This window comes from uncultured Anaerotruncus sp. (assembly GCF_902490045.1).
Taxonomy (GTDB): Bacteria; Bacillota; Clostridia; order Oscillospirales; family Ruminococcaceae; genus Anaerotruncus.
The window spans coordinates 25,125-37,116 of sequence record NZ_CABUCJ010000001.1; the positions used below are offsets into that span (position 1 = coordinate 25,125).

The following is an 11,992-nucleotide window of genomic DNA, read 5'->3' on the forward strand; positions in this document are numbered from 1 at the left end:
AGGTTTCCAGCCTCCGGGAGGGGTATTCCCGACCCTTATTGCAATTATCACGATGTTTTTTGTCGGGGGCGCGGTGGGCGCGTTTTCCTCCGTCGTTTCGACCCTGCTGCTCACTGCTGTCATCGTGCTCGGCGTGCTGATGACCTTCGCGGTGTCGGCGCTCCTCTCCTGCACGATCCTCAAGGGGATGCCGTCCTCCTTTACCCTTGAGCTGCCGCCCTACCGCCGTCCGCAGATCGGCAGGGTGATCGTCCGTTCGATCTTTGACCGGACCCTCTTCGTACTTGGGCGCGCGATCGTCGTCGCGGCGCCGGCCGGGCTCGTCATCTGGGTGATGGCCAACGTCACCGTCGGGGGTATGAGTTTGCTGGCCCACTGTGCGGGCTTCCTCGATCCCTTCGCACGGCTGCTCGGGCTGGACGGCGTGATCCTCATGGCGTTCATCCTCGGGTTCCCGGCCAACGAGATCGTCGTGCCGATCATCATCATGGCCTATCTGGCGACGGGGAGCATCCTCGACTTCGACAATCTCGCGCAGCTCAAGACGCTGCTTGTCGACAATGGCTGGACCTGGCTGACGGCGGTGTGCACGATGCTCTTTTCCTTGATGCACTGGCCCTGCTCGACGACCTGCCTGACCATACGCAAGGAGACGCAGAGCTGGAAGTGGACGGCGATTTCCTTCCTCGTGCCGACGGTGATCGGCATGGTCGTCTGCTTCCTCGTCGCGGGCGCGGCGCGGCTGTTCGGGCTGGCATAAGAAAAAAGCGTCCCGCTTTTAAGCGGGACGCTTTTTTAAAGGTCCTTGACGAAGCCGCGCAGGACCTCGCAGGAGGCGTGGAATTTTTCTTCCTCGGCGCCAGTGAGGGGGAGCTGGACGATTTCCTGGATTCCGCCGCGCCCGATAACCGCGGGCACTCCGCAGAAGACGCCGCGTTCGCCATATTCTCCCTCGAGCAGGGTGGAGACGGGGATGATGCGGTTTTCGTCGTGCAGGATGCACTTGATGATACCCGCCGCGGTGGTGGCGATGCCGTAGTAGGTCGTGCCCTTGCGCTTGAGAATTTCCCAGCCTGCCTGGACGGTGTCGTGGACAAGCCGGTCGAGGTCGACCCCCTCAAAGCGGCCGGGATTGTCCTGCAGGACCTCGTCGAAGGTCTTGCCGCCCACGGTGACGCGCGACCAGGGGACCATCTGGCTGTCGCCGTGCTCGCCGAGCGCAAAGGCGTGGACGCTGCGCGGGTCGACGCCGATCAGCTCGCCGAGGAGCGCCTTGAGGCGGGCGGAGTCGAGCGCGGTGCCGGTGCCGATCACCTGGCTTTTGGGCAGCCCGGAGAGCTTCCAGACGTACTGCGCGATGATGTCCACCGGGTTGGAGATGATGAGGAAGATGCCCGAGAACCCCGCCTCCATGACCGGCCCGACGATCGACCGGACGATCTCCTTCGAGAGACCGAGGGTGTCAAGCCGGGTCTGGCCCTCGCGGGGCGGCGGCCCGGCGGTGATGACGACGATGTCCGCGTCGCCGCAGCCGGCATATCCGCCGGCCGTCACCCGGATGTTGCGGCCGAGATAGTCGATGCCGTCCCGCAGGTCCATCATCTCCCCATGGGCGCGTTCGGCGTTGCGGTCGACGAGCAGGATTTCGTCGCAGAGGCCCTGTGTCAGCAGGCTGAAGGCGGTGGAGGAGCCGACGAGCCCCGCTCCGATGACGGCGACCTTGCTTATGGATTTTTTCATGGGATCACTCCGGTCAAAAGATTTCCGGATTAGTATGCCCCAATCAGTCGAGCAGATGCTTGGAGCGCCAGTTTCCATTGCGCCAGCGCAGGAAGGAGACGAGCCCGCGGAAGCACTCGTCGCAGGTCATGGCGATCCAGATGCCGGGCAGCCCGAGCCCGAGGACGATGCCGAGCAGGTAGCCGCCGCCGACCGCGACCGTCCAGACGGTGGTGACATTGAGGCAGATGGGGAAGCGGATGTCCCCCGCCGTTTGCAGCGCGCGGAAGAGGACGATGTTGGCCGCGCGCCCGAGTTCGAGCAAGATTTCGATGCCCATGATCGTCCGGCACATGGCAAGCACCTGCGGGTCGCTCGTAAAGAGGCCGAAGAGCGGCTCGCAGAGCAGGAAAAGCAGCAGCGAGATCACGAAGGAGACGAGCATCGCGGCGCGCAGCGTCGCGTTGACGCGTCGGTCGGTCTCCTCGATCTTACGCGCGCCCATCAGATAGCCGACGATGATCTGGGTGGCCTGTGCGATCGCGGAGCCGTAGATGTAGGAGAGCATCGCGAACATGTTGGAATAGGCGCGCGCCGTGATGACGAAGATGGGCAGGGAATTGCACATCGTCTGGATGACGATCTGGGTCAGGTTGTAGGAAATCGACTCGCCGCCCGAGGGGATGCCGATTTTGAGAAGGCGCTTGAGGTGGTCGACGGGGAAGGGGCGCAGGTTTCGGAAATCGACGGGGGTGCGGACCGTGCGCTTAAAGAGCCAGATGACGATGACGACGCCGACCAGGCGGGACAGGTCGCTCGAGATGGCCGCGCCCGCGACGCCGAGCATCGGAATCGGTCCCATGCCGCCGATGAGGAGGAAGTTGCCGGCGATGTTCAGGAGGTTGATGACGATCGAGATGAACATCGTCTGCTTGGTGAGGCCGTGCGCGCGGAAGAAGGCGACGAAGGTCAGGTGGATGGCCTGCAGGGGCATGCCGACGCCGATGATGCGCAGATAGGCGCTCGCCTCGGGCATCAGCTCCGCCGGGACCCCCATCAGCCCGTAGATCTGCGTGGAAAAGAAGGTGAGGGAGACGAAGATGACGAGCGAGAGCGTGACGTTGACCACGAGAGAAACGGTGTAGGTCTGGGCGACCCGCTCGGTGCTGCCCGCGCCGATATACTGGGTGATCAGGATGGTTGCCGCCATGCAGATGACCGAGAAGGAGATGAGCAGCAGGTTGGTGATGACGTTGGCGTTGCCGATCGCTGCGACGGCGGTGGGGGAAGTGCGGGCCACCATCATCTGGTCGACGTTGCTGACGAGCATCTGGAGGACCAGCTCGACGAAAATTGGCCAGGTAAGCTGAAAGAGATACCCGCGGGAATTGACATTTTGATCCATAAGCGTCCCCTGTTCACATCATAATAACGGAGTCATTATAGTACCTGCACGAAAAAAGTCAATGACTTTTTGGCATCTCGCACAAATAAAGCGGACAGCACAAAAATGCTGTCCGCTGAAAGCCCGTGGTTCGTTATTTTGACATGAGATCGCAGATGGCGTTGGAGAAGGCGACGGGGTCGTCGATCGACATCCCTTCGATGAGCAGCGCCTGCGAATAGAGCAGGGAGGCGTACTGCCCCAGCCGGCCGCGGCCGTCCTCATCCGCGTAGAGCTTCTGCATCGCGGCAAAGACGGGGTGGGAGGCGTTGACTTCCAGCACCCGCTCCGCCTTGGGCTTCTGTTCGCCCGGCATCGCGCTGAGCACCTTTTCCATCTCAAGCGAAACCGCGCCCTCGCTCGAGAGGCAGACGGGGTGGGATTTGAGCCGGCTGGAAAGGCGCACCTCCTTGACCTTGCCGTCGAGGGCGTCCCGCAGGAAGCCGAGCAGATCCTTGTTCTCCTCGTTCTGCTTTTTGATCTCTTCCTTTTCCTCCTCGGTTTCCAAACCGAGGTCCTTGTCGGCGACCGACTTGAATTCCTTGTCCTCATACTTGAAAAGCATCTTGAGCGCGAACTCGTCCACGTCGTCGGTGAGGCAGAGGATTTCGTAGCCTTGGTCGCGGAGCAGTTCGGTCTGGGGCAGCAGGTTGATCTTGTCCACCGTCTCGCCGCAGGCGTAGTAGATATATTTCTGCGACTCCTTCATGCGGCCGACATACTCCGACAGGGTGGCCAGCTTCCCTTCGCTCGACGAGTGGAAGAGCAGCAGGTCCTGGAGCAGGTCCTTCTTGGCGCCGTAGTCGTTGTAGACGCCGAATTTGAGCTGGAGGCCGAAGTTTTTCCAGAACTTCTCGTATTTCTCCCGGTCGTTTTTGAGCATCGAGAGCAGTTCGGAATGGATTTTCTTTTCGAGCCGTCCGGCGATCACCTTGAGCTGACGGTCGTGCTGGAGCATCTCGCGGGAGATGTTGAGGGAGAGGTCCTGCGAGTCGACGAGGCCCTTCACGAAGCTGAAGCAGTCGGGCAGCAGGTCGGCGCATTTGTCCATGATGAGCACACCCGAGGCGTAGAGCTGGAGCCCCTTCTCGTAGTCGCGGGAGTAGTAGTTGAAGGGGGCGCGGGAAGGGATGAAGAGCAGGGCGTTGTAGGTCGCCGCGCCCTCGGTGGAGCTGTGGATGACGAGCGCCGGGTCCTCGAAATCGAAGTATTTCTCCTTGTAGAAGTTGTTATAGTCCTCGTCCTTCAGCTCCGATTTGTTCTTCTTCCAGATGGGCACCATGCTGTTGAGGGTCTCGTGCTCGGTGCAGTCCTCATATTCGGGCTTGTCCTCGGGGCAGCCCTCCTTGAGGCGGCGCGTGGGCATGTCCATGCGGATGGGGTAGCGGATGTAGTCGGAGTACCGTTTCACAAGCGCGGAGATGCGGTGCGGTTCGAGGAACTCGTCGTAGTTCTCCTCGCCCTCGTTCTCCTTGAGGGTCAGCACGATCTTTGTGCCGTGGCCTTCCATCTCGCAGGGTTCGATCGTATAGCCCTCCACGCCGCGGCTCTCCCACTTCCACGCCTCGTCCGAGCCGTAGGGGCGGCTGTAGACGGTGACGCGGGAGGCGACCATAAACGCGGAATAGAAGCCGACGCCGAACTGGCCGATGATATCGATCTCATCCCTGTGCTCGCCCTCCTCTTCCTGCTTAAAGGCGAGGGAGCCCGACTTGGCGATCGTGCCGAGGTTGCTTTCGAGCTCGTCCTTCGTCATGCCGCAGCCGTTGTCCGTGATCGTAAGGGTGCGGGCCTCCCTGTCGACCGCCAGCTCGATCGAAAAATCGTCCCTTGAAAGCCCGGTGAGGTTGTCCGAAAGGGAATGGTAGTAGAGTTTGTCGATCGCGTCGGAGGCGTTGGAGATCAGTTCGCGCAGAAAGATCTCCCGATGGGTGTAGATCGAATTGATCATCAATTCGAGCAGCCGCTTGCTCTCGGCCTTGAACTGCTTGGTGCGCATGAAACCAGACCTTTCTATGAGAATTTCATGAGAAACGAAAAGTTAGCACTCAATTAGTATGAGTGCTAACAATACTATAATATAAGTCAAAGGAAAAATCAAGTCTAATTTGTTAACATTTTCGGCAGTAAAACACGCTTTTTCCGCCACTGATTTCACAGAAGGACAAAAAGGGGGGACCGGCATGGGCCGGATCAATCATCTGCTGAAATTTGCCTGCATTGCGGCGGCGCTGACACTGCTTGCCGCCTCCCCGGCGCTTACCGCCCGGCCGCCCGAGCCGCCGGCGGAGACGGTTGAGATGCGCCTGCTGCCCGACGACCGCCCGATCCGCGTGACGGGAGACGGCCGGGTGCTCGAGCTGCGCGCGCCCGCCGCCGAGCAGCTGCCTTCCTACGGTTTTGACGCGGAGCTGATGCCCGTCTACGACACGGCGGAGCCGGTCGCCATTGCGCAGATGCCGGTACGGGACACGCCTGAAACGGCGGATTCCCGCGTCTGCCCGTTTGACGGGGGAGCTGTGTGAAACGCCGGCACGCCCTGGTTGCGGTCGTGCTGACCGTCCTGCTGTTTGAAACAGGGTAGCTGCCATACAGGATGCGGAGAAAGACGGGCAAAAAGCGATTGCTTTTTACCCGTCTTTCTCATTTTGTCACGCCAATAGAACGCCATTTTTGAGGGGGATATAAAAATACCTTCTATTGAATCTTCAAAGCTGCCGTTTCTGTAAGGCGCGAAAGGCAGCACACTAACCGCAGCTTAATGGTTTTTTTACTATTCATGTTCTCCCCGTAATCTTTTCTTCGCGTCTCCTATGGTTTCGCCGTCTTTGGTAAGATAGCGGTCAACAAAGGCATCCTCTATTTTAGTATATCCGCCAACAACGGTGTCCTCAATTTTCCCAAATGCTCCAACAACCTTCTCGGCAATCTTTTCATTTGCTTTTACAATTTTAGATTTTGCCATAACTACACACCTTTCCTTTTCTTGTTATTGTGACGCCAAGCATAAAAACAAATAGGCAGACAGCAGCTCCGGTTAAGATATCCATAATATGTGCGCTGAAATCGCCTATGCTTCCGAAAGAAGCAAACATAGACCGCTGTAAGGTTAAAACGGACACGGCTACATCCGCATAGCCGATACTGCGAATAGTCGCAAGCAAGGGCGAGGGATTTTTTCGCTGCTTCACTGCACGTATGATTGCCATTGTGATTTTATAGAAAGTGTAAGTGGCAATGGTTATCATAATCACGGGATTATACTTTGTTACGATATTTTCTGTTGAGCTAATGTAAATTACGCCTGTCAAAACAAAGCTTAATACAGCAAGCAGCATACCGGACAGCTTCATCACAAAATATTCTGTGTCGAGAGAGTCCGTAGAATTGCTTTTCCATTCACATAAAACGGCTGAAAAACGCATGGTACTCAAAATGGTGTAGTGAGCGCATACAGTAATAAACCATAGTGACCGATTGGCAATACCAAGCGCCCCATGATAGAGAGCATACAGCAGATTAACAGAGAAACCGCAAGCTGCGGCTGATACCATTCTGTATCGCTGTTCCTTCACCATTCGTTTTCCGAATTCTGTGGCTTCGATTTTATCAAGTACGTTTTGCTTTATACTCATACCATTAAACCCGATGATGCCGTTTAATGCGCGGCATAGTTCATTCCTTTACGCCTTTTGTTAAGGGAATTAAGAAGAGCAAGACAACAAGGCCAATCAGACCAATTACAACTCCCAGAATCATCTTACCCCAAACCATACTGAAACACATTCCAACGCCCAACGCCAAAGCGCCGACAACGCCGACGATAACCGCAAAAACCGTTTTACCCGAAAACTCGATAGGCGCTTTGTGTTCCATTTTCCGCCATACGATCAGCGTAACAAGCCCAAGCAGAAGCCCGACGCACCCGAATACAATTCCCGGCTGAAATGCTCCCCACTCCGGGATGAGAGCCATACACATTCCGAGGGCGAATAAAACCCCGCTGACCGTTCCTAATACCATTGCGACAAAACTGCTTTTCTTCATTTAATTTACCTCCACAATTTATTAAAACAACAGTTGTTGTTTCTGTATAAGTTTAGTATAATGGTGGCTGGGAACAGAAACAATCATCAATTTGCAGACAAGTGTTGGAATAATAAAAGAGGGCTACCATGAACACAAAAAACAATCGACGCCGGCGCGAATCCATTGAACGCATTGAAAAGGTCTTTATTGAATTGCTGCAGACAAAGGAACTTCACGAAATAACCGTTTCGGACATTTGCAAGCGGTGTGAATTGAACCGCAGCACTTTCTACGCGAACTATGTAGACATTTATGAACTTGCGGACAAAGTAAGAGTAGATTTGGAAAGAGAAGTAGATTTACTTTATGAAGCAGAGACAACGCAGAAGTTTAACAGCAATGATTATCTGAAACTGTTTCGCCACATCAGGGATAATCAACTGTTTTACTGCACCTACTTTAAGCTCGGCTATGATAATCAATTCAAGCTCAGGTATTATGACATTCATCAAGCAAAGCAAGATTTTGGTAATCGACATGTTGAATACCATATTGAGTTTTTCAGAAGTGGATTTAATGCGATTGTGAAAAAGTGGCTTGCAGGCGGGTGCAAAGAAACGCCGGAAGAAATGGACGAAATTATTCGTAGCGAATACCAAGGGCGTGTTGCATTACAATAGACACGATTTATGTTCATGCTCCCGACAGGTCAAGCGTTCAGAGGGAATAGCAGATTGACATTTCCTATGGCCTTGTGGGAATACTGCCCGCGTCTTTGCTCAACAACCTACAAAACGGAGAAACGGCATAGCCGAAGCTACGCCGTTTCCCGAAAACATTCCGATGCTGTTTTATGAGGGCCGCCCTTTTGGCGGTCCTATTTTGTAGTTTAGGACTGAGTATAGGCCTGGCCTGTATGCTCCTTGTAGTGGTGCGCTTCCTCGAGCATCATGTCCTTGACCTTCATCAGGCGGATCTGGGTGCTGCGTTCGTTCTCGTCGAGCTTCATCGTGATGTACTTGATGTTCTCCCGCAGTTCGGGGATCACGACGTGTTCGAGCGCGTTGACGCGGCGTCGGGTCTTTTCGATCTCGGCCGCCATCAACTGGCAGGACTTCTCCACCTCGGCCAGCCGCAGCAGGTCGGGCAGGATGTCCGAGAGGGACTTGATCGCGCCGTCGAGGTCGGAGGAGGTGAAGGCGAAGCCGTAGGAATAGATGTTGTTTTCGTCGCCCGAGCGGGTCTTGTACGCGAAGACGGGGATTTCCACGCTCATGACGTTGCGTTCAGAAGCCTCGAGGTAGACCTCCTGCATCGGGGCCATCATCGCCACGTTGAGCACCTCGTCGTCCATGCCCGCGCGCGCCAGCACGAAATTTTTGTTGGCGGCGGCGATGCCCGCCTCCACAGTTTCGCGCAGGGCCTTGTTTTCCCGCACCAACTCGAGGAACTGGCGCATCAGCTCGTCGCGCTTATCCTTGAGGAGCTTGTGGCCGCGCGTGGCAGTGACCAGCTTTTTCTTGAGCCTGGTCAGCTCCATGCGGGTCGGGTTCACCTGTGTTTTAGCCACGGTGCATCACCCCTCCTGCTGGCCGTAATACTGATCGAGGAACTTGTCGTCGATACGTTTCAGCTCGCTGCGCGGCAGGATGCGCAGCAGCTTCCAGCCGATGTCGAGGGTCTCCTCGATGTCGCGGTTGGCGTTGTAGCCCTGCGAGACGTACTCCTGCTCGAACGCCTCGGCGAATTTGGCGTAGAGCTTGTCGATATCGGTCAGCGCGGCCTCGCCGAGGATGACCATCAGCTCCTTCGCGTCCTTGCCGCGGGAATAGGCGGCGAACAGCTGGTTCATCGTGTTCGCGTGGTCGGCGCGGGTCTTGCCGGCGCCGATGCCCTTGTCCTTCAGACGGGAGAGGGAGGGCAGCACGTCGATCGGCGGGGTGACGCCCTTGCGGTAGAGCTCGCGCGACAGGATGATCTGTCCCTCGGTGATGTAGCCGGTGAGGTCGGGGATCGGGTGGGTCTTGTCGTCCTCGGGCATCGTCAGGATGGGGATCATCGTGATCGAGCCGGTCTTGCCCTTCTGCCGCCCGGCGCGCTCGTAGAGGGAGGCGAGGTCGGTGTACATGTAGCCGGGATAGCCGCGGCGTCCGGGGACCTCCTTGCGGGCCGCCGAAACCTCGCGCAGCGCGTCGGCGTAGTTGGTGATGTCGGTGAGGATGACCAGCACGTGCATGTTCTTCTCGAACGCGAGGTACTCGGCCGCGGTCAGCGCCATGCGCGGGGTCGCGATGCGCTCGACGGCGGGGTCGTTCGCGAGGTTGATGAAGAGCACGGCGCGGTCGAGCGCGCCCGTCTCGCGGAAGGATTCGATGAAGAAGTTGGACTCCTCAAACGTGATGCCCATCGCGGCGAAGACGACCGCGAACTGCTCGTCGGCGCCGCGCACCTTCGCCTGGCGCGCGATCTGCGCGGCAAGCTGGGCGTGAGGCAGGCCGGACGCCGAGAAGATCGGCAGCTTCTGGCCGCGGACCAGCGTGTTGAGCCCGTCGATCGCGGAGATGCCCGTCTGGATGAACTCCTGCGGGTAGCTGCGGGCGGCCGGGTTCATCGGCAGGCCGTTGATGTCCATGCGTTTTTCGGGCAGGATCTCCGGGCCGCCGTCGATCGGGCGGCCGAGGCCGTCGAAGACGCGGGAGAGCATATCCTCCGAGACGCCCAGCTCCATGCTGCGCCCGAGGAAGCGGACGCGGGAGTTGGAGAGGTTGATGCCGGTCGAGGACTCGAAGAGCTGGACCAGCGCGTCGCTGCCGTTGATCTCCAGCACCTTGCAGCGGCGCTTTTCGCCGCTGGCAAGCTCGATTTCACCCAGCTCGTTGAAGGTGACGCCCTCCACGCCGCGGACCAGCATCAGAGGTCCCGCGACCTCCTGTATGGTACGATATTCCTTCGGCATTAGAACTCCTCCTTCTGTTTGGCCGCGAGCTCGGCGATCTCACTGGCGAGCTCCCGCTGGATCGACTCGTACTCCGGTCCGATCTGGTCGGGCAGGATGTACTTGAAGCGGCCGATCTGCTCGCGCACCGGCAGGTTGACGAGGGAATCGACCGGGATGCCCTTGGAGAGGCCCTCGACCGCCGCGTCGTAATAGTCGAGCACAAGCTTCATCATCGTGAACTGCTTGGGCAGCGGGGTATAGGTGTCGACGTCGTGGAAGGAGTTCTGGTGCAGGAAGTCCTCGCGGATCGACCGCGCGGCCTCCAGCTTGATGCGGTCGGGCGCGGACAGCGCGTCCATGCCGACGAGCTGGACGATCTCCTGCAGCTCCGATTCCTCCTGCAAAAGCAGCATCATCCGCTGGCGCAGGGAGGACCACTCGGACGCGACGTTCTCGTTGAACCATTTTTCGGTGGTATCCGTGTAAAGCGAATAACTTGTCAGCCAGTTGATGGCGGGGAAGTGGCGCTGGTAGGCAAGCTGCGCGTCGAGGCTCCAGAAGACCTTGACGATGCGCAGCGTCGCCTGCGAAACCGGCTCGGAGATGTCGCCGCCCGGAGGGGAGACGGCGCCGATCGCCGAGAGGGAGCCCTCGCGGCCTTCGGAGCCGAGCGTGATGACACGGCCGGCGCGCTCATAGAACTGCGCGAGGCGGCTGCCGAGGTAGGCGGGGTAGCCCTCCTCGCCGGGCATCTCCTCGAGGCGGCCGGACATCTCGCGCAGGGCTTCCGCCCAGCGGGAGGTCGAGTCGGCCATCAGCGCGACCGAATAACCCATGTCGCGGAAGTATTCGGCGATCGTGATGCCGGTGTAGATCGACGCCTCGCGCGCCGCGACGGGCATATCCGACGTGTTCGCGATCAGCACGGTGCGCTCCATCAGGCTGCGGCCCGTTTTCGGGTCCTTCAGCTCGGGGAACTCGTTGAGCACGTCGGTCATCTCGTTGCCGCGCTCGCCGCAGCCGATGTAGACGACGATGTCCGCCTCGGCCCATTTCGCCAGCTGGTGCTGGATGACCGTCTTGCCCGAGCCGAACGGCCCGGGAACGGCGGCCACGCCGCCCTTGGCGATGGGGAAGAGGGCGTCGATGACGCGCTGGCCGGTGACCAGCGGCATGTCGGGGGAGAGTTTTTCCTTGTAGGGGCGCCCGCGGCGGACCGGCCAGCGCTGCATCAGCGTCAGCGGCTGTTCGGCCCCGTTGGCCGTCTCGATGACGGCGACCGTCTCTGTGATGGTATAGTCGCCCTCTTCGATCGATTTGATCGTGCCGACGACTCCCACGGGGGCCATGATCTTGTGCAGGACGATCTCCGTCTCCTGCACAGTGCCGATCACGTCGCCCGCGACGACCGCGTCGCCCTGGCGGACGGCGGGGGTGAAGTGCCATTTCTTCTCCCGGTCGAGGGAGGGGACCTCGACGCCGCGCGCGAGCGAGTTGCCGATCTTCGCGCGGATTTCCTCCAGCGGGCGCTGGATGCCGTCGTAGATATTCGAGATGAGGCCGGGGCCGAGCTCGACGCTCATCGGCACGCCGGTCGATTCCACCGGCTCGCCGGGGCCGAGGCCGGAGGTCTCCTCATAGACCTGGATCGACGCCTCGTCGCCGTGGATCTCGATGATCTCGCCGATGAGGCGCTGCCCGGAAACGCGCACCACGTCGAACATGTTGGCGTCGCGCATCCCCTCGGCGATGACCAGCGGGCCGGCCACCTTTTTGATCGTACCTTTGCTCATAGCTTGCTTTCACCTGCTCTATTCCGGTTTCGGAGGCCCCGCCGCTGCGGGGTCCGCGAAAGCCCTATT

Annotated in this window: 11 protein-coding genes and 1 pseudogene; 3 read left to right on the forward strand and 9 right to left on the reverse strand. The window is 58.7% G+C overall.

Annotated features, from left to right (window positions below):
- Positions 1 to 10: 10 nt before the first annotated feature.
- A pseudogene (locus RDM88_RS00160) lies at positions 11 to 760 on the forward strand (nucleoside recognition domain-containing protein); the annotation flags it as partial.
- 35 nt (positions 761 to 795) lie between these two features.
- On the opposite strand, the gene RDM88_RS00165 reads toward RDM88_RS00160, so the two are convergent.
- The 3 genes from RDM88_RS00165 to htpG form a co-directional block, all read right to left on the reverse strand.
- On the reverse strand, positions 796 to 1,740 hold the full coding sequence (locus tag RDM88_RS00165) for an L-lactate dehydrogenase (protein ID WP_308751954.1): 945 nt from the start codon (positions 1,738 to 1,740) through the stop codon (positions 796 to 798).
- 43 nt (positions 1,741 to 1,783) lie between these two features.
- Entirely contained in the window at positions 1,784 to 3,124 is a 1,341-nt protein-coding gene (locus tag RDM88_RS00170) for an MATE family efflux transporter (RefSeq protein ID WP_308751956.1), read from the reverse strand.
- Between the two features lie 133 nt (positions 3,125 to 3,257).
- Entirely contained in the window at positions 3,258 to 5,162 is a 1,905-nt protein-coding gene (gene htpG / locus RDM88_RS00175) for a molecular chaperone HtpG (protein WP_308751958.1), read from the reverse strand.
- A gap of 184 nt (positions 5,163 to 5,346) precedes the next feature.
- Between htpG and RDM88_RS00180 the strand changes: the two genes are divergently transcribed.
- Positions 5,347 to 5,688 carry a hypothetical protein gene (locus tag RDM88_RS00180; RefSeq protein WP_308751960.1) on the forward strand — a complete coding sequence of 114 codons (342 nt, stop codon included), beginning with the start codon at positions 5,347 to 5,349 and terminating at the stop codon, positions 5,686 to 5,688.
- Positions 5,689 to 5,936: 248 nt separating this feature from the next.
- Here the strand turns inward: RDM88_RS00180 and RDM88_RS00185 are convergent, their stop codons facing one another.
- The 3 genes from RDM88_RS00185 to RDM88_RS00195 are packed head-to-tail and all read right to left on the reverse strand — an operon-like array spanning position 5,937 to position 7,210.
- Positions 5,937 to 6,128 (reverse strand): hypothetical protein, encoded by a 192-nt coding sequence (locus RDM88_RS00185; RefSeq protein WP_308751962.1) that lies wholly within the window; start codon positions 6,126 to 6,128, stop codon positions 5,937 to 5,939.
- Positions 6,115 to 6,798, reverse strand: coding sequence for a hypothetical protein (locus tag RDM88_RS00190; protein ID WP_308751964.1), 684 nt, complete (start codon positions 6,796 to 6,798; stop codon positions 6,115 to 6,117). The genes RDM88_RS00185 and RDM88_RS00190 overlap by 14 nt, the downstream gene beginning before the upstream one ends.
- Positions 6,799 to 6,838: 40 nt before the next feature.
- Complete coding sequence (locus RDM88_RS00195) at positions 6,839 to 7,210, reverse strand: hypothetical protein (RefSeq protein ID WP_308751966.1); 372 nt, start codon at positions 7,208 to 7,210, stop codon at positions 6,839 to 6,841.
- Between the two features lie 128 nt (positions 7,211 to 7,338).
- On the opposite strand from RDM88_RS00195, the gene RDM88_RS00200 reads away from it, so the two are divergent.
- A complete protein-coding gene (locus RDM88_RS00200) occupies positions 7,339 to 7,872 on the forward strand; it encodes a TetR-like C-terminal domain-containing protein (RefSeq protein ID WP_308751968.1) in 534 nt (177 codons plus the stop codon).
- Between the two features lie 209 nt (positions 7,873 to 8,081).
- Here the strand turns inward: RDM88_RS00200 and RDM88_RS00205 are convergent, their stop codons facing one another.
- From RDM88_RS00205 to RDM88_RS00215, 3 genes are read right to left on the reverse strand one after another with little or no spacing between them, the layout of a single operon-like run.
- Entirely contained in the window at positions 8,082 to 8,762 is a 681-nt protein-coding gene (locus tag RDM88_RS00205) for a V-type ATP synthase subunit D (RefSeq protein WP_308751970.1), read from the reverse strand.
- 6 nt (positions 8,763 to 8,768) lie between these two features.
- Positions 8,769 to 10,148: a V-type ATP synthase subunit B gene (locus RDM88_RS00210; protein ID WP_308751972.1), complete on the reverse strand. Its 1,380-nt coding sequence runs from the start codon at positions 10,146 to 10,148 to the stop codon at positions 8,769 to 8,771.
- Positions 10,148 to 11,923 (reverse strand): V-type ATP synthase subunit A, encoded by a 1,776-nt coding sequence (locus tag RDM88_RS00215; protein ID WP_308751974.1) that lies wholly within the window; start codon positions 11,921 to 11,923, stop codon positions 10,148 to 10,150. Before RDM88_RS00215 ends, RDM88_RS00210 begins: the two co-directional genes overlap by 1 nt.
- Between the last annotated feature and the right edge of the window lie 69 nt (positions 11,924 to 11,992).